Origin of the sequence: Anaerotignum sp. (genome assembly GCF_017483025.1) — a bacterium.
Classification (GTDB): domain Bacteria; phylum Bacillota; class Clostridia; order Lachnospirales; family Anaerotignaceae; genus Anaerotignum_A.
Genome location: NZ_JAFUMA010000108.1, coordinates 15840 through 39485 on the forward strand (window position 1 = coordinate 15840; position 23646 = coordinate 39485).

At 48.3% G+C, this 23646-nt stretch carries 20 protein-coding genes, 1 tRNA gene, 1 pseudogene and 1 riboswitch; of the genes and pseudogenes, 9 read left to right on the top strand and 13 right to left on the bottom strand.

The genetic code is table 11. The annotated features are described in order from the left end of the window. Window positions 1–128: 128 nt before the first annotated feature. From IJ369_RS09430 to IJ369_RS09450, 5 genes and pseudogenes are all read left to right on the top strand, one after another. Complete coding sequence (locus IJ369_RS09430) at window positions 129–662, top strand: helix-turn-helix domain-containing protein (RefSeq protein WP_290718453.1); 534 nt, start codon at window positions 129–131, stop codon at window positions 660–662. Window positions 663–681: 19 nt separating this feature from the next. Next, window positions 682–1692 (top strand): annotated as a pseudogene (locus IJ369_RS10920) (ABC transporter ATP-binding protein); the annotation flags it as partial. A 584-nt stretch (window positions 1693–2276) separates the two neighbouring features. Next, a complete protein-coding gene (locus tag IJ369_RS09440) occupies window positions 2277–3116 on the top strand; it encodes an ABC transporter permease (protein ID WP_290718455.1) in 840 nt (279 codons plus the stop codon). A gap of 3 nt (window positions 3117–3119) precedes the next feature. Continuing rightward, complete coding sequence (locus IJ369_RS09445) at window positions 3120–5015, top strand: extracellular solute-binding protein (RefSeq protein ID WP_290718457.1); 1896 nt, start codon at window positions 3120–3122, stop codon at window positions 5013–5015. Window positions 5016–5048: 33 nt separating this feature from the next. Further along, the gene (locus IJ369_RS09450) at window positions 5049–5396 is read left to right on the top strand and encodes a hypothetical protein (protein WP_290718459.1); all 348 of its coding nucleotides are present in this window, start codon (window positions 5049–5051) and stop codon (window positions 5394–5396) included. A gap of 38 nt (window positions 5397–5434) precedes the next feature. On the opposite strand, the gene IJ369_RS09455 is transcribed toward IJ369_RS09450, so the two are convergent. From IJ369_RS09455 to cdaA, 12 genes are all read right to left on the bottom strand, one after another. After that, window positions 5435–6211 (bottom strand): sulfite exporter TauE/SafE family protein, encoded by a 777-nt coding sequence (locus tag IJ369_RS09455; protein WP_290718461.1) that lies wholly within the window; start codon window positions 6209–6211, stop codon window positions 5435–5437. A 128-nt stretch (window positions 6212–6339) separates the two neighbouring features. Continuing rightward, window positions 6340–7206 (bottom strand): DUF362 domain-containing protein, encoded by an 867-nt coding sequence (locus IJ369_RS09460; RefSeq protein WP_290718463.1) that lies wholly within the window; start codon window positions 7204–7206, stop codon window positions 6340–6342. A gap of 104 nt (window positions 7207–7310) precedes the next feature. Further along, window positions 7311–8735 carry an amidophosphoribosyltransferase gene (locus IJ369_RS09465; protein WP_290718465.1) on the bottom strand — a complete coding sequence of 475 codons (1425 nt, stop codon included), beginning with the start codon at window positions 8733–8735 and terminating at the stop codon, window positions 7311–7313. Between the two features lie 643 nt (window positions 8736–9378). Beyond that, complete coding sequence (locus tag IJ369_RS09470) at window positions 9379–9978, bottom strand: thiamine phosphate synthase (protein WP_290718467.1); 600 nt, start codon at window positions 9976–9978, stop codon at window positions 9379–9381. After that, a complete protein-coding gene (gene thiH, locus IJ369_RS09475; RefSeq protein WP_290718469.1) occupies window positions 9971–11224 on the bottom strand; it encodes a 2-iminoacetate synthase ThiH in 1254 nt (417 codons plus the stop codon). The genes IJ369_RS09470 and thiH overlap by 8 nt, the downstream gene beginning before the upstream one ends. A gap of 12 nt (window positions 11225–11236) precedes the next feature. Further along, on the bottom strand, window positions 11237–12010 hold the full coding sequence (locus tag IJ369_RS09480) for a thiazole synthase (protein WP_290718471.1): 774 nt from the start codon (window positions 12008–12010) through the stop codon (window positions 11237–11239). Window positions 12011–12040: 30 nt separating this feature from the next. Continuing rightward, on the bottom strand, window positions 12041–12691 hold the full coding sequence (gene thiF, locus IJ369_RS09485) for a thiamine biosynthesis protein ThiF (RefSeq protein WP_334298198.1): 651 nt from the start codon (window positions 12689–12691) through the stop codon (window positions 12041–12043). Next, window positions 12684–12878 carry a sulfur carrier protein ThiS gene (gene thiS, locus IJ369_RS09490; RefSeq protein ID WP_290718475.1) on the bottom strand — a complete coding sequence of 65 codons (195 nt, stop codon included), beginning with the start codon at window positions 12876–12878 and terminating at the stop codon, window positions 12684–12686. Before thiS ends, thiF begins: the two co-directional genes overlap by 8 nt. A 56-nt stretch (window positions 12879–12934) precedes the next feature. After that, a riboswitch (TPP riboswitch) is annotated at window positions 12935–13045 on the bottom strand. Between the two features lie 217 nt (window positions 13046–13262). Continuing rightward, window positions 13263–13336 (bottom strand) — tRNA-Arg (locus IJ369_RS09495). Window positions 13337–13385: 49 nt separating this feature from the next. After that, the gene (gene glmM, locus IJ369_RS09500; protein WP_290718477.1) at window positions 13386–14735 is read right to left on the bottom strand and encodes a phosphoglucosamine mutase; all 1350 of its coding nucleotides are present in this window, start codon (window positions 14733–14735) and stop codon (window positions 13386–13388) included. 17 nt (window positions 14736–14752) lie between these two features. After that, window positions 14753–16018, bottom strand: coding sequence for a CdaR family protein (locus IJ369_RS09505; RefSeq protein WP_290718481.1), 1266 nt, complete (start codon window positions 16016–16018; stop codon window positions 14753–14755). Beyond that, complete coding sequence (gene cdaA, locus IJ369_RS09510) at window positions 16015–16878, bottom strand: diadenylate cyclase CdaA (RefSeq protein WP_290718482.1); 864 nt, start codon at window positions 16876–16878, stop codon at window positions 16015–16017. Before cdaA ends, IJ369_RS09505 begins: the two co-directional genes overlap by 4 nt. 581 nt (window positions 16879–17459) lie before the next feature. Between cdaA and IJ369_RS09515 the strand changes: the two genes are divergently transcribed. Then, window positions 17460–18650 (top strand): aminotransferase-like domain-containing protein, encoded by a 1191-nt coding sequence (locus IJ369_RS09515; RefSeq protein ID WP_290718483.1) that lies wholly within the window; start codon window positions 17460–17462, stop codon window positions 18648–18650. A gap of 187 nt (window positions 18651–18837) precedes the next feature. Here the strand turns inward: IJ369_RS09515 and IJ369_RS09520 are convergent, their stop codons facing one another. After that, window positions 18838–19392, bottom strand: a complete 555-nt coding sequence (locus IJ369_RS09520; protein ID WP_290718484.1) for a CAP domain-containing protein — start codon at window positions 19390–19392, stop codon at window positions 18838–18840. Between the two features lie 280 nt (window positions 19393–19672). On the opposite strand from IJ369_RS09520, the gene IJ369_RS09525 reads away from it, so the two are divergent. The 3 genes from IJ369_RS09525 to IJ369_RS09535 all read left to right on the top strand — a co-directional run. Next, window positions 19673–20863, top strand: coding sequence for a leucine-rich repeat domain-containing protein (locus IJ369_RS09525; protein ID WP_290718485.1), 1191 nt, complete (start codon window positions 19673–19675; stop codon window positions 20861–20863). A 23-nt stretch (window positions 20864–20886) separates the two neighbouring features. Further along, entirely contained in the window at window positions 20887–22263 is a 1377-nt protein-coding gene (locus IJ369_RS09530; protein ID WP_290718486.1) for a vWA domain-containing protein, read from the top strand. Window positions 22264–22265: 2 nt separating this feature from the next. Then, the coding region (locus IJ369_RS09535; protein ID WP_290718487.1) for an ATP-binding protein at window positions 22266–23646 on the top strand (1381 nt) is incomplete at its 3' end.

Here is a 23646-nt window from a genome sequence, read left to right on the forward strand (position 1 = left end):
TTTAATAAATGAAACTTTTTGTTTATTTTTGCTTGCATTCCTCTGCAGTTTCGGTATAATAGTCTAAGTTTAGTAAAAATAATTCGAAAGTTTAGCAATACTAAAACAAAGCAAAGGAGATGGCGGATATGGAAATAGGCAGGAAAATTAAGCAACTGCGCATACAAAAAGGGCTGACGCTGGAAGAGCTGGCAAGCCGAAGCGAGCTGACGAAGGGCTTCCTTTCCCAGCTGGAAAGAGACCTGACCTCTCCCTCCATCGCCACTTTGAATGATATCGTGGAAGCGCTGGGCAGTTCCCTGGCGGATTTCTTCAAGGAGGAAAAACAGGAACAGCTGGTCTTCCGAAAAAAAGACTTTTTTGTAGACGAAAGAGAAAATTACACGATCCACTGGATCGTTCCCAATACCCAGAAAAATGAGATGGAACCCATTCTCATGGAATTGCCCCAGGGCGGTGAGTCCTTTGTGATGGACCCCCATAGCGGCGAAGAATTCGGCTATGTGCTGGAAGGCGCGGTCATCCTGATGAATGGAGAAGAAAAATTCACCGTTCATAAGGGCGAGACCTTCTACCTTTCCGGCAAGAAGGGCCATTATCTGAAGAATGAAAAGAAAACCACTGCAAAGGTTCTCTGGATCTCCACACCGCCTTTGTTCTGAAATAAATTAGGAGGATAAGATGAAAAAGAAACTCATTCAGTTCAAAAACATCGTAAAAAGCTATGAAGACGGCAAGGTCGTTCTGAAGGGCATCAATCTGGATATTTATGAAAACGAATTTGTGACACTGCTGGGCCCCTCCGGCTGCGGCAAAACTACACTGCTGCGTATCCTGGGCGGCTTCCTGACACAGGATCAGGGGCAGGTCATCTTCGACGGGCAGGAAATTTCCAATGTGCCCCCCTATAAAAGAGAGGTCAACACTGTATTCCAGAAATACGCTCTCTTCCCCCATATGAATGTATATGACAATATCGCTTTCGGCCTGAAGCTGAAAAAAGAACCCAAGGATATCATTGAGCAGAAGGTAAAACGTATGCTGAAGCTGGTGAATCTGGAAGAATATGCGGATAGAAGCGTGACAGCCATGTCCGGCGGTCAGCAGCAGCGTATCGCCATTGCCCGCGCCCTGGTCAATGAACCCAGTGTCCTCCTTCTGGATGAACCTCTGGGCGCTCTGGACCTGAAGCTGCGTAAGGAAATGCAGCATGAGCTGAAGAAAATCCAGCAGGAAGTCGGTATCACTTTCATCTACGTAACCCACGATCAGGAAGAAGCCCTGACCATGTCCGATAAAATCGTTGTTATGAACGAGGGTGAAATTCAGCAGATCGGCAGCCCCACGGATATCTATAACGAACCCGTCAATACCTTTGTTGCCAACTTCATCGGTGAATCCAATATCATCGAAGGCATGATGGTAGATGATTATAAGGTCGTATTCGAAGGCAGACGATTCGACTGTGTGGATAATGGCTTTAATAAAAATGAAGTGGTAGATGTTGTCATCCGCCCCGAAGACCTTGATATCGTTCCCCGCGGACAGGGCAAGCTGAAAGGCGTGGTAAAATCCGTCCTGTTCAAGGGCGTGCACTATGAAACCATGGTAGAAACAAAGGTCGGCACGGAAATCACCGTAAAAATGGCAGTTTCCAACGACAGACCTGTTTATAATGAAGCGGCAAATGAAAAAATCTCCGCCAATGACTTCTATCTGGATATGGAAGACGTGGAAGAACTGGATGAAGCGACCATCATCGCCCGCGCCGATGCTCAGGCTTGGAACCCTGATGAAGATGAACTGATCTCCATTAAAGAAGTAGATTATGAAATCAAAAAGGAAAATGGCAAATATCCCGTAACCTTCTCCACGGCGGCCGGCACATCCATCACCATCAATATGATCGTAAAGGATGAAAACCGCGTGACAAGCATGGAAAATGAAGAAGAGATTTATGCCATGAATTTCTTTAAAAAGGTAGACGAAATTCAGGAAGCCATTGCCCTGGATACAGACCTGAAAACATGGGCCAATGCCTCCGCATGGAGCCTGGAAGACGGCACAGCCGTGGAAATCACCGACGTAAAATACGATTTCGACCCCGAAACCATCACCCCCGGCGTATATGATGTGACATTCGCCACAAAGGGGTATGAATATAAGATCGACACAACGGATAAATTCGAAGTGGGTGACGAAGTGGGCCTGATGTTCCAGCCCGAAGACATCCACATTATGTCCAGAGATAATTATTAAGGAAGGGGGCACAGCGAATGCGGCAATTTCGCAATCTGATCTATCCGTATGTGGGCTGGCTGGCTGTTATGGTCGTTGTTCCCATGCTGATGATCTTATTATATGCATTTACAACGGCAGGCAATGATGTAACCACCTTCCGTTTTACCCTGGATAACTTTGTCCGTTTCCTGACGGATGTGGTTTTTCTGGATGTTTTGAAACGCTCCCTGCTGATCGCAGTGGCAACCACCATCATCTGTGTCCTGCTGGGCTATCCCATTGCCTATGCTATCGCAAAAGGGCCGGAAAAGAGCGGTTTCTTCTGGATCATGCTCATCACCCTGCCCACATGGATCAATATGCTGGTGCGTACTTATGCATGGGTGGGCATCCTGCAGGATGATGGCCTGTTGAATAGTTTCCTTGGCCTCTTTGGCATCGGGCCTTTCCATATGATCCATACCACCTTTGCGGTAGTCCTGGGGATGGTCTACAACTTCATTCCCTTTATGATCCTGCAGATCCATTCTTCCCTGGCGAAGATGGACAAGAGCCTGTTGGAAGCGGCAAACGACCTGGGGGCAAATCCTGTGCAGTGCTTTACGAAGGTGACACTGCCTCTGTCTCTGCCCGGGGTTCTGAGCGGCATCACCCTGGTGTTCCTGCCTGCGGTTTCCAGCTTCTTTATCCCGAAACTCTTGGGCGGCGGCCAGTATGTGCTGGTGGGTAACGTCATCGAGACCCAGTTCCTGACCAGCGGCGACTGGAACTTCGGTTCCGCCATCTCCCTGATCATGGCAGTGATCATCATGCTCTCTATGTGGCTGACCCGCAAGGTGGATACCGACCCTGCGGCAAATGGAAAGGGGGCGTAAGGGATGGATAATAAGAAAAAAACAGGCATTGCTGGCAAGGTCTTATTGGCGGCGACCATGATCTTCTTCTACTTGCCTATCCTGTATATCATCGTATTTTCCTTCAATGGTTCCCGTTCCCTGACCCATCTGGATGGATTTTCCCTCCGCTGGTATGAAAAGATGTTTGCGGACAGCACCATGATGGAAGCAGTGGTCTATACCATCATTATCGCCATTCTGGCAACGATCATTTCTACGATCGCGGGCACGCTGGCGGCTATCGGCATGTCCCGTTCCAAAAAGATTTTGCGCAATCTGGTGGAACAGGTGAATAATCTGCCGATTATGAACCCGGAAATCGTAACAGCCATCGGTTTGCTGATGTTCTTCAGCGCCATCGGCATCAAAAAGGGCTTTCTGACATTGCTTCTGGCCCATATCATGTTCTGTATCCCTTATGTGATCTTGTCCGTTATGCCAAAGCTTCGTTCCCTTGACCCAAACCTGGCGGATGCAGCCATGGACCTGGGGGCAACCCCCTTCCAGGCACTGACGAAGGTCATCGTGCCCCAGATCATGCCCGGTATCGTATCCGGTGCGCTGGTTGCCTTCACCATGAGCTTTGACGATTTCATCATTTCTTATTTCGTCACAGGCAACGGTGTACAGAATATTTCCATTCTGGTTTACACTATGAGTAAACGTGTAAACCCTTCCATCAACGCCCTTTCTACGCTGGTGATTCTGCTGATCACATTTGCGCTGATCGTTGTGAATGTGGTTCCTGTCATCCGGGAAAAACAGGGCAAGAGCGGCCAGTCCTTCAGTAAGGCGGGCATTGCTGTCTGTGCGGCGGTTTTGATCGCCGTTGGCGGTTTCGGGGCGTCTATGCTCCGCGGCGGCACCTCCCCCGAGGATGCTGTTGCAAAATATGGCTCCAATACCCTGAAGCTCTATAACTGGGGCGAATATATGGGCGAAAACCTCATCAGCGATTTTGAAAAGGAATTTGGTGTGGATGTCATCGTGGAATATTTCGATTCCAACGAAATGATGTATACGAAGATTCAGGCAGGCGATGCCTACGATGTGCTGGTTCCTTCCGATTATATGATCCAGCGCCTGATGAATGACGATATGCTGCAGAAACTGGATCTTTCCCTGATCCCCAATCTGGATAACCTGGCGGAAGGCGTGCAGAATCTGCCCTACGACCCCAACCATGATTATTCTGTGCCTTATTTCTGGGGCAGCGTGGGTATCGTTTATAACCATGAGAACGTTGACCCTGCGGCGGTGGAAGAACAGGGCTATAATATCCTGCATAATACAGACTATAAAGGCCGTATCTATATCTATGACTCTGAGCGTGACTCCTTCATGATGGCGTTGAAAGCCCTGGGCTATTCCATGAATACGGACAACATGGACGAAATTTATGCGGCCTATGACTGGCTGCTGGAAATGAATGATACCATGGCGCCTGTTTATGTAACAGACGAAGTAATCGATGGTATGATCAACGGCAGCAAGGATATCGCAGTGGTATACAGCGGCGACGCCACAACGATTCTGGCGGAAAATGAAGACATGAGCTTCTGGCAGCCCATGGAAGGCACCAACCTGTGGAGCGATGCCATGGTCATTCCTGCCAATGCCCAGAATCCTCTGCTGGCCCATGAATTCATCAATTACGTGCTGACCTATGAAGCATCCATGGGTAACTCTGAGTACGTTGGCTATACCTCTTCCAATGAAGAAGTTATGCTGGAACTGAGCAGCGAAGAGGGCGCTTATGGGGATAATGAGGCTTACGTGCCTCGTTCCGGATACGAAAAGGACGAAGTATTTCAGGACAATCCTGTATTAAAGAAAACGCTGGCCGAGTTGTGGATCAAAGTAAAAGCATCGAAATAGTGGGGTTCCACCCCCTCAAGAGAGGGTGATTGTATGTTTGAAAAATGTAAATTGATTTGCCTTGGAGAAGGAAAAGCTGATTGGCTGGCAAAAGGCGGAGACGCCGCGCTGGTGTGCAGCGTCGACCAGCTGCGGGGCATGCTCCTGATCGGTGAAGAACTGCCCGAGAAAATCGTATTCGACGGCAGTCTGAAAGAATTCATCCGCCTTTTCCCCGAGCGTACGCCGGAGGAAAGCTGCGAAGCGGTAAACGTCTATCTGGAGCAGGGTGTTGCCGAATGGGAAAACGACCATTGGGAATTTTTCACCTGCAGAGCGGCGGTTTTGGGCTGCTGCAGCGGCTTTTACCTTTCCATTGTGAATAAGAAAGACATAAAATGAACATCAAAAAAGCACCGACATTGTCGGTGCTTTTTCTATTACATGAAAAATTCGCTTAAAACCTTGATAAATAATAGAACGATAACGATCATCAGCATCTTGCGGATGACAGCAGCGCCCTTTTTGATGGCGACCCCTGCCCCCAGGTAGTTGCCGCAGATATTGAAGGCCGCCGCGGGAATGGCAACTGCCCAGTATACCGTGCCCGCCAGAATGAATACCACCAGAGAGGCGTAGTTGGATGCCAGGTTCAGGAACTTGGCATTGCCCGTTGCGGTGCGCATGTCATATTTCAAAATCAGGCAGAAGGCGATCAGGGCAAAGGTGCCTGTACCGGGGCCGAAAAGGCCGTCGTAAAACCCGATCATGCCGCCGATGAGGAAGGCAAAGGCGTATTTTTTGCCTTTCGTAAAGGTATGAGACTGGTTTTCATTGCCCATGTTTTTATTCACCAGTGTGATGATGGCAACGACAGGCAAAATCACCAGCATCATGGTTTTCAGGGTGCGGTCGTCCAGAACAAGGACGATTTTTGCCGCAATGGCGGAGCAAAGGAAGGCCCCCGCCGCCGCTGTCAGCCCCACGGGGATATCTACCATTTTATTGCGGTAGTAGCGCAGGGTGGCGATGGTTGTGCCGCAGGCCGCAGCAAATTTATTGCAGGCATAGACCATATGCATGGGCAGGCCGCTGAGCATATATGCCGGCAGGGAAATGAGCCCGCCGCCGCCGGCGATGGAATCCAGGAATCCCGCCAGAAAGCTGGCGATCATCAGGAAGATGAAACTTTGTCCGGAAATGATCAAATCAAACATATTGTTTCTCCTCTTTTGTAATCAAATATTTCAAAAATATATTATAACATAAAAAAGCGGGAATGGCGAAAAACTTCCATTTTTGGCAAAAGAAAAAGGCGTGAGTCCCACGCCTTATTTTCTAAAGATTATTTTACTTCGATCAATTTATATTCTCTGGAGCCATAGCCCAGCGCTGCCGCAGCTTCAATGGTATGGACGCCATTTCTGGATTCGATGCGTTTCAGCAGGTGAGGACGACCGGGGTCATCGGCTGCATAGACCAGATCCAGGCAAGCCTGGTCGATGGCGATGGGGTCCAGGGAAACCAGAATACCAATATCCGCCATACAGGGGTCTTCCGCTACTGCGCAGCAGTCGCAGTCTACGGACATATTCATCATAACGTTTACATAAACGATTTCGCCTTTAAAATATTCCACGATGGAGCCTGCCGCATCGGCCATGGATTCCAGGAAGGAATCGTGGTCTGCAGTCCAGATCTTTTCAGGTTCACCAACGCCATGGATATAGGCTTTGCCAAAGGAAGAAGCAACACCAATGGAAAGCTGTTTCAGCGCGCCGCCGTAGCCGCCCATGGGGTGGCCTTTGAAGTGGGAAAGCACCAGCAGGGAATCATAGTTTGCCAGGTTTTTGCCCACATAATTCTTTTTGATGCGTTTGCCGTTGGGGATATCCAGTTCCAGGTCGGGGCCTTCTGCATCCAGCAGGTCGAAGGGGAAATAAGCATTCCAGCCGTGTTTTTCGATAAGGGCTTTGTGCTTTTCTGTCGTGTTGCGTTCGCCTTCATAGGCTGTGTTACATTCTGTTACAGTGCCCTGTACGTGGTCGATGATGGGTTTCCAAAATTCAGGGCGCAGGAAATTCTGGTTGCCAGCTTCGCCGGAGTGAACCTTGATGGCAACGTTGCCTTTCAGTTCCTTGCCAGCCAGTTTGTATAATTCCAAAACTTTTTCAGGAGAAATTTCTCTGGAAAAGTAAACCTTTGCGCTCATAAATATGACCTCCTTGGGGATATTTGTTTTTGCCTTATATACAAAGCATAACACAAGAGAAACAAAAAAACCACCTCGATTTGAGGTGGTTCTTGGTTTTTTGTTTATTCCTTGCCGTTCCAGCAGTAGGTGCAGACTTTTTCTCTGGGCAGGCCGATGGCTTCCAGCAGGCCTTCCAGGGACTGATAGCCCAAGGAAGAGAAGCCCAGCTTTTCACAGATGCGTTTCAGCATACACTGACCTCTTTCTGTAGAAGCGTCTATATACTCGTCCAGATATTTATCGCCCTGCAGTCCTTCCAGTTCATGGATGATGCGGCGGGCTAGCAGGTCATCTTCGCTGCCTTTGCTGGTGAAGTTCAGGAATTTGCAGCCGTACATGATGGGAGGGCAGGCGGAGCGCATATGTACTTCCTTGGCGTTGGAATGATACAGGAAGTCCACGGTCTCTCTCAGCTGTGTACCGCGAACGATGGAGTCGTCTACAAACAGCAGCTTCTTGCCTTCGATCAGTTCGGGTACGGGGATCTGTTTCATTTTTGCCACACGGTTGCGGATCTTCTGGTTGGCGGGGGTGAAGGAACGGGGCCATGTGGGTGTATATTTTACAAAAGGACGGGCATAGGTCTGGCCGCTCTGTTTTGCGTAGCCCATAGCGTGGGGCACGCCGGAATCGGGGATGCCGGCTACATAGTCTACATCGGGCAGTGTGCCGTTCAGGGCTTCGTCGCGGGCCATGATTTCGCCGTTTTTATAGCGCATCACTTCTACGTTCACGCCTTCATAGTTGGAGTTAGGGTAGCCATAGTAGCTCCAAAGGAAGGCGCAGATCTTCATCTCTTCCCCTGCGGGTTTCAGCGTTTCATAGCCTTCGGGCGTGATTTTTACGATCTCGCCGGGGCCCAGTTCATATTCGTTTTCGTAGCCCAGCTTCTGATAAGCGAAGGATTCGAAGGAAACGGCATAGCCTTCTTCATCCTTCCCGATCAGGACGGGCAGTCTGCCCAGATTATCTCTGGCAGCATAGATGGAGTCATCTTCTGTTAAAATGAGCAGTGTGACAGAGCCTTTGATGGCTTCCTGGGCATGCTTGATGCCGCTGATGAGGTTTTCTTTCTGATTGATGAGGCAGGCAATGAGTTCTGTTTCGTTTACATTGCCGGTGGAGCGGGACATAAACTGATGCCCTTTGTCAAATTCAGCCTGGAGCAGTTCGTCTGCGTTGGTGATGGCGCCAATGGTGGTGATGGCATAGGTGCCCAGGTGGGAACGTACCAGCAGGGGCTGGGGGTCATTATCGCTGATGCAGCCGATGCCTGCAACACAGCCCTCAAATTCATGCAGATCATCTTCGAATTTTGTACGGAAGGGTGTGTTTTCAATGTTGTGGATCTCCCGCTGGAATCCTTTCTCTTTGCTGTGGAGCGCCATACCACCTTTTTTTGTACCCAGATGAGAATGATAGTCTACGCCGAAGAAGATATCCAGCACGCAATCCTGATTGGAAGTTACGCCAAAAAAGCCGCCCATGATTTGCCTCCTTATGTATGAAAAAACAATTGTTAAGTTTTGAAAGTCACGGGTTTTTCCCGTCGTTTTTATTTTAAAGGAAATAAAAATGGAATACAACAGAAAATGGCATGGATAAATGGCGAAAAACCGGGCGAAAAAAAGTGATTTTTCGTCATTATGTTGAGTGCGGGTGTTTTTTGCACAAAGAGAAAAGTGTTGAAATCCAATATTTCAACACTTTATCTTACCCTGTCCCGGCGGGATTCGAACCCACGGCCTTTCGCTCAGGAGAAAAAGTATGGCTTTTTCTAAATAGTCTTAATTCGTCTGAAAGCGTTGATTTTTCAATGTTTTTTAGCATTGGATGCAAACAAAGAACCGTACGAGGATATCCTCCTGCTGTTTTTTCTTTGCACCATTTCTGTAAAAATGATTGGGAGAACGAGTCTCTCAACAGCGTTCTCCCGAAAATCCGTAGACCAGTCCTCTGGTCTTTTTTATAAAAATTCGGTCGAAACTTCATGGTCTCCTCTCACGCCGGAACACGGCTTCCCATCGCTGTTGTTTTCTGCAAGGCCTAAGGCGCTCCCCTTCTGCCTTCCCGTTTGCGGGCAATTTTTCAAATCGTCAGAAAAACTCGTTTATTAGTTGCTATTCTTTTTTATACTTTTATTTCAAAGCCTTTCATTGTTTCTTTCACATTCTCACATCGCATCAAGCCACTCATCACACAAGCACCCGCAGCACCTGTTTTTCGCACTGCATCCATATTCTCACTACTGATACCGCCGATGGCATATACAGGAATGGATACGCTTTTGCATACATTCTGCAGGAATTCCAGCCCTCTGGGAGCCAGTCCTTTTTTACAGTCTGTCTGAAAAACATGACCTGCTGTGATGTATGTGCATCCAAGCTGTTCTGCTTCTTTTGCTTCTTCTACAGAATGGCAGGACGCACCGATGATCTTGAATTTTTCTTTTGTTTTTTCATCCAACCCCCGAAGAATATGCAGGGGTAAATGGATATTTTCTGCTCTCAGCTCGATTGCCGCATCCACAAAACTGTGCAGCATGCAGGGAACATGATATTTTTTGCAGAGCTGCAAAACTTTCTCTGCCAATTCTTTATACTCTTTTTCGCTTAAATCTTTTTCCCGCAGGATGATCCCCGTGGGATGGTTTGCAGCGATCTTTTCCACTCTTTCAAGGAAATCTTCCTTGCAAAGGGTTCGATTTGTTACACATAAAATATCAGACATAGAGATAATCATTCAGCACCGGCTGAAGTCCTTCCTCCGCCATGTCCTCGTACATCTTTTCGAAGCTGCGGTCATCGTTGATTTCGAACTGTTCATCACCTTCGGTGCCATCTGCCTCTTTTCCGGTATATTTGCTTTCATGGTCGCCGATGCCTGTGGAAACGCCGGCAGAAACTTTTGTTGCCGCAATTTTCACGATGCCATCGCGGAAAGCCGCGCTTTCACGGGAAGATACAGTAATACCGACAAAGGGCAGGAAAATACGGTATGCACAGATGATCTGACACAGCTGTTTTTCACCTACATCCAGTGGATTGATCTTGTCATTGTTGATAATGGGTCTCAGTCTGGGGCAGGATAAGGACATCTCTGCGTGGGGGTATTTTCTCTGGAGATAATATACATGCAATGCGCTGGCCAGCGCGTCCTTTCTGAAATCAGAAAGACCCAGCAACGCGGAAAATGCTACCCCTCTCATGCCACCACGAAGTGCTCTTTCCTGGGCATCGAAGCGATAGGGCCATACACGCTTATGTCCCAGCAGATGCAGGGTTTCGTATTTGTCTGTGTCGTATGTCTCCTGAAAAACAGTCACATAGTCTACACCACATTCGTGGAGATAGCGGTATTCATCCGTATTCACGGGATAAATTTCTATGCCCACCATACGGAAGTATTTTCTCGCCAGTTTGCACGCTTCACCGATATACTGCACATCACTCTGGGCTCTGCTTTCCCCGGTCAGGATCAGGATTTCTTCCATGCCACTGTCGGCGATGACCTGCATTTCCCTTTCGATCTGCTCCATGGAAAGTTTCATGCGGTTGATATGGTTATAGCAGTTGAAGCCGCAGTAAACGCAGTAGTTTTCACAATAGTTGGCGATATACAGTGGTGTGAACAGATAGACCGTGTTGCCAAAATGCTTGCTGGTCTCCAGTCTTGCCTTCTGCGCCATTTCCTCTAAGAATGGTTCTGCTGCAGGGGAAAGGAGTGCCTTGAAATCCTCAATAGAGCAGGTTTCATGTTCCAGTGCTGCACGCACATCCCTTGCTGTGTACTGAGAATAATCGTAAGATTTCATCTGGCTCATGACCATTTCGCAGACCTCAGATTCGATTTTCTCCATACCGGGCATATATTCCATATGGTTTGCCCTCGCCGCAGGGTTCGTTTCCAGTTCATGCTTCCGTTTCAGTGCTTCCGCGGAAAGATACTGGGAATCTACAAAATATTGATTTTCCATGCCGTTCCCTCCTTAGTCATGCAGGAAGCCTGTCAGAGGATCAGATGCAGATGCACCTCTTACCAATACCCTGCCCAAGCCGGAGAGGTATGCCTTTCTGCCTGCTTCGATTGCTTGACGGAATGCTGCCGCCATTAAGGGCAGATCACCTGCAGTTGCCAGAGCAGTATTTGCCATGATTGCCGCTGCGCCCATTTCCATGGCTTCGCAAGCCTGAGAGGGTCTGCCAATGCCAGCGTCTACGATGATCGGCAGGTCGATTTCATCCACCAGAATTTGGATGAATTCTCTGGTTGCCAGACCCTTATTGGAACCAATAGGGGATGCCAGAGGCATAATCGTTGCCGCACCAGCGTTTACCAAGTCACGGGCAACATTCAGATCGGGATACATATAAGGCATGACCACAAATCCTTCCTTTGCCAGAATTTCTGTTGCCTTGATGGTTTCGTAGTTATCGGGCAGGAGATATTTGCTGTCACGCATGATCTCTACTTTTACAAAATTACCGCAGCCCAGTTCCCTTGCCAGACGGGCGATACGCACTGCTTCCTCTGCATTTCTTGCACCGGAAGTATTAGGCAGCAGAGTAACATTCTTTGGAATATAGTCCAGAATATTTTCCTGTTCCTTTGTATTAGCTCTGCGTACTGCCAGTGTGATGATTTCCGCACCAGCATCCTTCACCGCAGATTCAATCAGCTTCAGGGAATATTTCCCGGAACCCAGGATAAATCTGGAGTTGAATTCATGTCCGCCGATGATGAGTTTGTCATCTTTCTGCATAAAATTCCTTCTTTCTTTTCCTTCTTTTCATTATGGTTCAAATTTTTCTGCCAGGATACGCAGGATCGTGTGGGCCTCATGGGCGGCACAAAGCATCACGCGGGAAGATACCAGTCCGATATCATCCGCCACATCGCTGACACCGTCCCCACAGAGATAAAAACGCTCCATGACCCTTCTTGTGCGAATGGTATTTGGAGAACCAAACCCAGCCATGCCAGATGCAGACACCAGATATTTCTCAGGGAATGTTTCCAGAACGCCATTGACCAGCATGGCCTTCGCCTCTGCTTTGTCAAAGGACTCACAGATAATATCCGCCTCGCCCAGCAGCTCCTCAAGATTCTCTTCCGTCACACGAACGGTATGGGTCTCCGTTTCCACATAGGGTGCAATTTCCTGCAGATTGGCAGAAAGGGCTTCTGTTTTCGGCAGTCCGATCTGAAACGCCTTATATTGCTGCCGATGGAGATTGGTGATATCCACTTCATCGAAATCGATCAGAATGAGTTTCCCAATTCCAGCTCTGGCAAGGGAAATCGCAACATTGGAACCAAGCCCGCCAAGACCGCAGATGGCAACTGTGCTGCCTGCAAATTTCTTCTGCAGTTCTTTTCCATGGCGCGCCTCCTGCGCCTTCCGCATTTCCTCTTTTGTTGGAATGTTTCTCAAATCAGCCACCTCCTACAAAATTCACGATTTCGATACTGTCGCCATCCTGCAAAACTGTTTCGGCATACTGGGCTTTCGGTACGATTTCTCCGTTCCGTTCTACAGCGATACGCAAGGGATTGTAGTTCGTTGTTTCCAGATATTCTGCTACTGTTTTGCCACTGATGTTCAGTTCCGCGCCGTTGATTTTTACCATGTTTTCACCTCCTTCTGCAACAAAAAAAGAAGCTATCCAGTTTGGATAACTTCTTAGTATTCTCGTCACACAGGCATTCCTACGTTGGCATTATCCAAATCAGGTATATGGGTCGAAGATCATTATCTTCCTCTCAGCCTGTAACACAAGCTCCCCGCTGTTGTATTTCGTTGCAATTTCATTATATCTCTATCTGCCCAAAAGTACAAGATTTTCTTTTGTCTCGTTACTCCGTGAAGATGTTTGTAAACATGAATCAGCTTCGTAAATATCTTATCAACTTGTAATAACTATTTTGTAGGCAAAAAGCCTGTTTTGCCTGCATTTTTTTGTGTTCAAAAAAAGAAAATGCCAAGAAACGTTGGTTTCTCGGCATTTTCTGCTTGTCCCCGACGGGATTCGAACCCACGACCTTCCGCTTAGGAGGCGGACGCTCTATCCTGCTGAGCTACGGAGACATACGGGGGCATGGCCCCCTTACGTTGAAATCAGGATTTCAACGAGTTTTTATTTCAAACGTTCTTCGATCAGAGCTGCCAGTTTTCTGGCTTCCTTATCCATCTTTTCGATGTCCTTGCCTTCGATCATGACACGAACCAGAGGTTCTGTGCCGGAAGTACGGATCAGGACTCTGCCATCCTGGGAGAATTCTGCTTCCAGCTCTTCAATGGCTTTGCGCACTACTGCATCTTCCATATAGCTGTTCTTTTTCGCGTTGTTTACGCGGGCATTGACCAGCACCTGGGGCATGGTCTGCATGATGCTTGCCAGTTCAGATGCCTTTTTGCCGCTGCGTTTCAGCACAGAAAGCATCTGGATAGCTGTCAGGATGCCGTCCCCTGTGGTGTTGTGGTCCAGGAAGATGACATGACCGCTCTGTTCGCCGCCGATATTGTAGCCGTCAGCCAGCATACGTTCCAAAACGTATCTGTCGCCAACGGAGGTCTGCAGGATATTGATATCGTTTTCTCTGCCCATCATAGTCAGGCCCAGGTTGGACATGACAGTGCCTACGATGGTATCCTTCGCCAGTTCGCCTCTCTGTTTCATATCCAGGCCGCAGATGGCAAGGATCTTGTCACCATCGATCAATTCGCCTTTTTCATCCACAGCCAGACAGCGGTCTGCATCGCCGTCGAAGGCAAAGCCGATATCTGCGCCGTTTTCTACTACCATGGCTTTCAGGTCTTCCATATGAGTGGAGCCGCATTTATCGTTGATGTTTGTGCCGTCGGGTTCGTTATGGATGATGCAGAGGCTTGCGCCCAGATCCAGCATAGCGATGGGGGCTGCCTTATAGGATGCGCCGTTGGCACAGTCCAGAGCCACCTTGATGCCGCCGAATTTTTCTGTTGTTGTCTTTGTCAGGAATGCAATATAGTCGTCCAGAGCTTCTTCCGCGTAGCCCTTTGTGCCCAGGCCGATACCGGTGGGGCTGGGCAGGATCTCGGGATGGCTCAGGATGATGCTTTCGATCTCATCTTCCAGTTCATCACTCAGCTTATAGCCCTGATTGTTGAAAAACTTGATGCCGTTATATTCCACGGGGTTATGGGATGCGGAGATCATAACGCCGGCATCCAGTCTGTATTTTCTTACCAGATATGCCACTGCGGGAGTGGGGATGATGCCTGCCACCACTGCATGGGCGCCTACGGAGCAGATGCCTGCCACCAGAGCGCTTTCCAGCATATCGCCGCTGATGCGGGTATCCATTGCTACCAAAATGCGGGGCGCGTGCTTTGTTTCCTTTGTCAGTACATATGCACCGGCTCTGCCCAGGCGGAATGCCAGATCGCCGGTCAGTTCTGTATTGGCAACGCCTCTCACGCCGTCTGTACCAAATAATCTTGCCATTTTATATTCCTCCAAAATCATTCATTCTCCGGCGTTTCTGTTTCGCCGATGACTGTAACATCAATATAAGCGGGGCTTGCGCTCAGCCCGTTGGGCAGATCCAGATGGATCAGTACCCGATGGGTGCCTTCGGTCAGCCCGCTGACATGGACGGTGCCGTCCAGATCGCCGGCATGGAGCCCATTCAATGCGCTGCTGTCGCCGGAAATGGTGACATGGGCTGTGCCAAGGCTGTATGTTTTTCCGGCCTCTTCCCCGATCAGGGTGAGGTTGGATTCATTCAGTGTGAATTGCTTGCCGTTCTGCGGCTCGATGGAAACGCTCACCTGTATGGTGGTGTCGCTGCCTTCCTTCAGCAGGATGCCTTCCGGCAGATAATCTTCCAGAGAGAAGGTTTTTGTGACAGAAGAGGTGCGGCCGGAAACGTCAATGCTATCCAGATGCAGGGAGATCAGTTCTTCCAGATCTTCCTCTGTACCGGTTACTTCTGCATATCTGGGGCTGCAGCTGATGTCGCCTACCTGATAGCCGCTGGCGGGTGTGCCGGCAATATCCACCTGGATAGGGATCTGCTTCATATCATGGAGAGCATAGGAAATGGTGACTTCCGGTACATTCGTGGAAACACCGCTTACCTCCATGCCATGGATATCGTAGCAAATGAGTTTTACCTTTACTTCGAAATCCGCCTGCAGCACCTCTGCGCTGATCTCTGCCCGTACGCTGTTGACGCGGTTGACCAAAGAAGCGGGGCCGGAAACCATAACGGTTTCATTGCTGATATTTGGCTGAGAAAGGTATATGCCGGTTTCCACATCACCCAGGATCTTCACTTCCACAGGCATTTCCTTGAAAGTGAGGGTTTCCACTTTTGCTTCCACCACTGCGGGGGATTTGCTGCCGATGGCGTAGTTGTTGCCGCCGCCCAAAATAGAAACATTGACAGTCAGGGCTACCGTATCCCCATTGACTGCATAAGCCAGCTCAGACAGATCCACCGTAGCGGTGATCCAGTCGGGGTTCTGGCTCAGTCTGTCCAGAGCGGTTCTCTGGGCCTTTACCTTTACTGTGATCTTTGTATTTTTCAATTCTTCCGCATTGCCGACCGTCAGCCCCCGGGCGCTTAAGGTATCCATATTTTCCAGAGTCAGAGGTCTGCTGTAGCTGCGGGTATCTACGGGCTGGGTGATATTGATGACCATGAACCACATGATGGCGGCGATGGCAACGGAAAGCAGCTTCCAGCCGATATCTTTCATCAGTAATTCCTGAAATCTTTTCATTCTTTATCCTGCCGTCCTTTCCAAATCGTAGCAAATGTCTTTTTATTACCGTCTTTCTGAGACTGGGAGATCATGCTTCTGAGCTGGTCGGGCGTCAGATGGCGATACAGCACGCCGCCCCTTGCCAGGGAAATAGCGCCGGTTTCTTCGGAAACGACGATGACATAAGCATCGGAAACCTCGCTGGCACCAATGGCAGCTCTGTGGCGGGTACCCAGCTCCATGCTGATCTCGTTACTGTCGGTCAGCGGCAGGAAACAGGTAGCAGCAGCGACGCGGTTGCGGCGCACGATCACAGCACCATCATGCAGCGGTGTGTTATGTTCGAAAATATTGATGAGCAGCTGGCTGGAAACGATGGCATCGATGGGGATACCGGTACGCTCCAGGTCGCCCAGGGGGACTTCCTGCTCGATGAGGATGAGGGCGCCTGTTTTCACAGAGCCCATCTTTTCTGCGGCCTTTACGATCTCATCAACGGTACGGCGGCTGGCTTTATCGTCAGCCTCTTCCGTGCTGCGGGTAAAATAAGAGAAAAATTTCCCTTTGCCCAGCTGCTCCAGTGCCTTTCTCAGCTCCGGCTGGAAAACGACGATGACGGCGATGATGCCCACAGAGATGGTATTGGAGAGGATCCAGAGGATGGTGTTCAGCCGCAGCAAGGTAGCGACCGCCGCCAAAGCGAAGATCACCAGGATGCCTTTGAACAGCACCCACGCACGGGTCTCTTTGATCCAGAATATGATTTTATAAATAATGTAGGCAACAATGAGGATATCCAGAATATCCGTAATGCCAAGGGAAGGCCTTGCGAATTCTGTGATCCCCAGACTGCCTAAAATGCTTTTGAAAGTTTCCATACGATACACCCTGTCTGTTTTTGGAGTCATTCTTTTTGTAAAAATAATGATATCCTAACTTTACTAGATTATGTAAACGTGGTAGGATATTACATATGGGCACAAAAACCCAGTTTCTATGATTATAGCATAAACTCCCGCAAAATGTTATGAAAAGATGATGAAAAAGTAAACTTATTTTCCATGTGTAGTCTGATGTCTGAAAAGTGTTGCGGCGGGTGTCTTTTTTGGGCAGATTGTTAAAAAAATGATTAAATTCGGCACAAAAAAGAGGTGAGAAAAAAATGGATTTTAGGCAGATTGTACTTTTATAAATACATTGTAGGACAAGGCTGTGTAACATTTTTTCTGTTAATTTTCTTAATAGTATTCAATTCGTGCAAAAATGATGCAAATTCTCGTCCTTGTTTTGGTTGTTTTTGTTTTTGTGCATTCGCTAAAAGGAATTGACTTTGTTTATTTTTTGTGTTTAAATAACAGTTGAAGGGGTGATTTTCGATATTTTTTCTGAATGACGCGAAAAATTGCCCGAGTTGTCTGACACTTATTCACTTATTTTATATTTTTAAGGAGGAAGAAGAATGGAATATACATTTGCTAACAGAATGAACCGTCTGAAAGGTTCCGCAGTAAGAGAACTGATGGCACTGACAGCAAGACCCGAAGTTATCTCTTTTGCAGGCGGTATGCCCGCACCTGAACTGTTCCCCGTTGAAGGTGTTAAAGCAGCAACTTGCGCAGTTCTGGATGAAATCGGCCAGAAAGCACTGCAGTATGCTCCCACAGAAGGCTATGTTCCTCTGCGTGAAAAAATCGTTGAAAGAATGGAAAAAAGACTGCACATCAAAACAGATATCGACCATGTTCTGATCACAAGCGGTTCCCAGCAGGGTCTGGATTTCTCCGCTCGCGTATTCCTGAACCCCGGCGACGTTATCCTGGTTGAATCTCCTTCCTACGTTGGCGCGCTGAACGCATTCAACGCTTGCGAACCTACATATGTTGAAGTTCCTACAGATGACTACGGCATGATCCCCGAAGAACTGGAAAAGATCCTGGCAACAACAGAAAACATAAAACTGATCTACGTTATCCCCGACTTCCAGAACCCCTCCGGTAAAACATGGTCCATGGAGAGAAGAGAACACTTCATGGAACTGGTAAACAAATATGAAATCCCCGTTATCGAAGATAACCCTTACGGCGATCTGCGTTTCGAAGGCGAATATCTGCCTTCCCTGAAATCCATGGATACAAAAGATCTGGTAATCTTCCTGGGTACAATGTCCAAAGTATTCTGCCCCGGTCTGCGTATCGGTTGGGTTTGCGCTCCCACAGAAGTTCTGGCAAAATATAACTTCGTAAAACAGGGTGCTGACCTGCAGACATCCTCCATCGACCAGATGGTAGCAAGCAAATTCATGGAAATGTATGATCTGGATGCACACGTTGATAAGATCAAAGCAGTTTACAAAGGCAGAAGAGACCTGATGCTGAACTGCATCAAAGAATACTTCCCCAGCTGCGTAGAACACACAACACCCGAAGGCGGTCTGTTCACATGGATCACACTGCCCGAAGGCGTAGATGCTGGCAAGATCGCTCCTAAATGTCTGGAACAGAACGTTGCATACGTTCCCGGCGGTGCGTTCTATCCTTACCCCGGCAAAGAAAACCACTTCCGTCTGAACTACTCCAACGCGACAGAAGAACAGCTGGTTGAAGGTATGAAGAGACTGGGCAAAGTTCTGAAAGCTGAACTTGGCGAATGATCTCTGCTTCCATAAGCAAACCAAAAGCCCTCCATTTGGAGGGCTTTTATATTTTTATGCGGAAAAAACTGTTCATAAAGCTACGCGTTACTCATGTCCTTGCTCCGCAAGTCATCGTAAATAAAAAAAGTCATTTCATTCTGCAAGCAGTTGAAATGACTTTTCTGATTTACATGGTTTTCTGCGCTTATCCAATAAAGAACTGTGCCCAGTAATTGCCGTTTTCTACATAGCCGATGCCGATGTAGCTGTATTTTTCAGCCATGATGTTTTTTCTGTGGCCTTCGGAATCCATCCATGCTTTTACGACTTTTTCAGGAGTTTTGATCTTGCCTGCCAGGTTTTCGCCTGCAAACTGGTAGGATACGCCTGCGTCTGCCAGGGCTGTGAAGCATTTGGAACCATTAGGACGAGTGTGGCTGAAGGATGTTTTTGCTTCTTCCGCACGAACCTGTGCTGCTTCGCAAAGGGTCAGATCCAGTTCCAGAGGTGCCAGACCTTCTGCCGCACGTTCTTCGTTCACCAGCTCTACCACTTCATATACATATTCATGGATATCATCATCGGGATCGCCTGCCAGAGGCACATCGCCCATACCGATGATAATGCCGTCTTCTACGATTTCTTCTGCGCCTTCGTCTGTCAGCATTGCGGTTTCTTCTGCTGCTTTCTCAGAGCCGCCGCAGCCGATCATACCAAATGCCATTACTGCTGTCAGTGCCAATGCAAATAATTTTTTCATATATATACCCCTCACTTCTTATTTTTGGTTACAAAATCTATTTATTTTTATGTTTTTCTTGAAAATATATTACCATAAAGATAACGAATATGCAATGCCTAACTTACAGAAAATCAAGAATTTTTTTCGAATTTTCTTTCTTTTGCTGCAAAAGGTGGTGTGATTTCTGCTTTTTGGAAGGAATTTTGAGATTTTCTTCATTTCCGGCGAAACATTTTGACAGCCTATCTTAGGGAGAATATAATAAAAGCTAGTGTAAGCAGAAAAGAGGATCACCAAAATGAAACAATCTTTGTCTATACAAATCGAATATAAATTGGAAGAAAAGGGCGCAGTGGTTACAAAAATGCAGGGAAGGGCGGCGGAAGTGCGCATCCCTGAGAAAATCGCCGGCGTTCCTGTCATCGCCATTGGTGAAAAGGCCTTTGCTGCAGAGGAGGAAGCCCCCGCGGCAGAGCCTGGGGACGAACTGGTGGCAGAATTGGCCTTTGTGACAGAAGTGGGAGAAACGGCAGCAGAAGGACAGGCTTTGCGCAGAGTTTTTCTGCCTGATTCCATTGAAACCATCGGCGCCTATGCTTTTTCCGGCTGTTCTGCCCTGGAACATATCCATCTGCCTTCCAGACTGACGGCAGTTTCAGAAAGAATGTTCAATGACTGCTCCTCTCTGGAACAGGTGACCCTGCCTGCCGGCCTGAAAAGCATCGAGGGCTATGCCTTTTATGGCTGCATGAAGCTGAAAAGCCTGCGCCTGCCGGAAGGGGTAGAGCGTATCGGCAGATATGCCTTTTATAATTGCCGAAAAATGGAGGAGATCAATATTCCCTTGGCAACAACAGACCTGAATACAGGGATGTTCCTCAATTGCGACAGCCTGACCTATCTTTCCTTCGGGCGATGCAGACATATTTCCGACCTGACTTCCGGCCTGAACCATGAGCTGCATCTGACTATTGATTTTCCCATTGAGGGTGGCGAAACGAAACGGGCGAAGCTGGTCATCCCCGATTTCCAGTATGAATATATCGAAGATACGCCTGCAAGGCTGTTCCATCAGGTGAATTATGGCACAGGCCATATCTTCCGCCAGTGCATCGGCAATTCGGAGATCGATTTCCGCAGATATGATGAAATTTTTTACCTGACCAGAAGAGAGGATGCGGCGGAAACGGTGCTTCTCCTGGCAATGTGCCGCCTGGAATATCCCTATCGTCTGCAGGAAAAGCATCGGGAGGTTTATCTGGATTATATCCGCGACCATTTCCTTTGGGCGGCGGAATATTATATGAACCGAAATGAAACAGAGAAAATCAAATTATTTGCGGATTGGGGTCTGCTGACAGCGGAAAACCTGCCCAGAACCATTGAACTGGCCCAGGCGAAAGGGCGCACAGCCATCCTCAGCTTCCTGATGGATTACCAGCACAAGCATTTTGCACCTGCCCGCAAAAAGAAAACCTTTGATTTATAAAAAGAAAGGAGGGGACGGGGAAAATGAATGAGACACATCAGAAATTGATACAGCTTGGTACGAATATCCTGAGCGCATCCAGAAATGAGCTTTATCTGTCCATGCGCTTTTTAGACCTGGCTCTGAGCGGCCTGAAATATGAAATGAACCTGTCCTCTCTGTATGTTGGTACCGATGGCGAGAAGATTCTGTTCAACCCTCGTTATCTGGTGCAGAGATATACCAGCGACCGTGTGCTGGTGAACCGCGCCTATCTGCATATGGTTTTGCATTGTTTGTTCCGCCATCCCTTCCATTTAAATGATAGAGATGAGGAACTGTGGCACCTGGCCTGCGATATCGCCGTGGAATCCATCATCGATTCCCTGCCCAGTAAAGCGGTGCATCTGGTGGTTTCCGATAAACGAAATGAGACCTACGATATGCTCCGCCGGGAATTGAAGGTGCTTTCCGCCGAGGGCATTTATCGCGTGCTGAAAGAAAAAAATCTGGATATACAGGAATTTGGCAAACTGCAGCTGGAATATTGGGTGGACGACCATGTTTTCTGGGAGCATAAAAAAGACGATGACCAGAACCAGGACGATCAGAACGATAACCAGAACGATGACCAGCAGCAGGAACAGGAGCAGAACGAAAAACAGCAGCAGCTGGAGGAAAAATGGACGGAGATCGGCGAAAAGACCGAAACGAACCTGGAAACCTTCTCTAAGGATATGGGACAGGAAGCCGGCGACCTGCTGCAATATTTGAAAGTGGAAAACAGAGAACGCTACGATTATCGGCAGTTTCTGCAGAAATTCGTGACGCTGAAAGAGGACATGCGGGTGGATGATGATGCCTTCGACTTCATTTTCTATACCTATGGCCTGCAGATGTACGGCAATCTGCCCCTGATCGAAGCGTTGGAATATAAAGAAGTGAAAAAAGTAGAGGAACTGGTCATTGCCATCGATACTTCCGAATCCTGCGAAGGGGAGACGGTGAAGCGGTTTCTGGAAGAGACTTATGCCATTCTTTCCAGCAGCGAAAGCTTTTTCCATAAGGTGAATATCCACATCATCCAGTGCGACGCGGCGGTGCAGATGGATAAAAAAATCACTTCCGCCGAGGAACTGGCGCTGTTCATGGAAGATTTTGAGCTGCGGGGCAGCGGCGGGACGGATTTCCGACCGGTGTTCCAATACGTGGATAAGCTGATAGAGGAAAAAGCCTTCCAGAATCTGAAAGGGCTGATTTATTTTACGGACGGCTATGGGACATTCCCGAAACGCCGACCGAACTATGATGCGGCGTTCGTGTTCTACCACGAGGATTATATGGATGTCAATGTTCCGCCTTGGGCCATGAAGCTTATCATAGGCAAAGATGACTTAGAAATAAAAAACCGTGAGGTATGATTATGGATATTAAAAGAGCGAAAGAAGAAATCAAACATTCGATACAGGCATATCTGGCAAAGGATGAATTTGGCGAATATAGAATTCCCGCTGTGCGTCAGCGTCCCGTTCTACTGATGGGCGCCCCCGGTATCGGGAAAACTGCCGTTATGGAACAAGTGGCAAGGGAATGTGGCGTTGCCCTGGTTTCCTACAGCATCACCCACCACACCAGACAGTCCGCCATCGGCCTGCCTTTCATCAGCAAAAAAGACTACGGCGGCAAGGAATACGCCGTAACAGAATACACCATGAGCGAAATCATTGCTTCTGTCTACGATAAAATGGAGGAAACCGGCCTGAAAGAGGGCATCCTTTTTATTGACGAAATCAACTGTGCTTCCGAAACACTGGCCCCTGCCATGCTGCAGTTTTTGCAGTGCAAAACCTTCGGCGCCCACAAGGTTCCCGATGGCTGGCTCATCGCCGCAGCGGGCAATCCGCCCGAATATAACAAGAGCGTGCGCGAATTCGATGTGGTTACTCTCGACCGTGTGAAGAAGATCGACGTAGAACCCGATTTCACCGTCTGGAAGGAATATGCCTATAAACAGGGCATCCACGGCGCCATCCTTTCTTATCTGGAAATCAGAAAAAATCATTTCTATGCCATGGAAACCACTGTGGACGGCAAACGTTTCGTGACCGCCCGCGGCTGGGAAGATCTGTCCACCATCCTGAAAGTTTATGAAGATATGAACCTGCCCGTAGATGAAGGTCTGGTGTATCAGTATCTGCAGCATAGAAAAATCGCTAAGGATTTTGCAAACTATCTCGACTTGTATAAGAAATATCGCACAGACTACCGCGTGGATGATATCCTTCGCGGCGTATATACACAACAGGCTGTGGCGAAGCTGCAGGAAGCGCCCTTTGATGAACGCCTGAGCGTTATGGGTCTGCTGTTGAGCAAACTTTCCGAAGGGTTCCAGAAAGCATACGAAGCGGACCTGATGGTAACAGGGCTGCACGGCGCATTGCTGGAATTAAAAGAAAGATTTGCAAGTCCTTATTGCAAGGAAACCCCCTGGGAAAACCTGTTCACAGGTCTCATTGAAGAAAGAGAAACAGCCTTCAACCGGGAAAGAAAAGCAGGCCTCTTGGAAAAAACAGCGGAACGTGCCCGCCTGCGGGAAGGGGAACGCCTGCAGTTCTTCTTTGATGAAGGGAAAAAGGCAGGCTGCCGTGAAAAGGACGAAGCCTTCGAACTGGTGAAAGGTCTTTTTGCAGCGGAAGCAGAAAAGAGAGAAGATGCCATCGACGCAGCATCCGCAGCATTGGACAATGCTTTTGCCTTCCTGGAAGAAACCTTCGGCGCAGGGCAGGAAATGGTCATCTTCATCA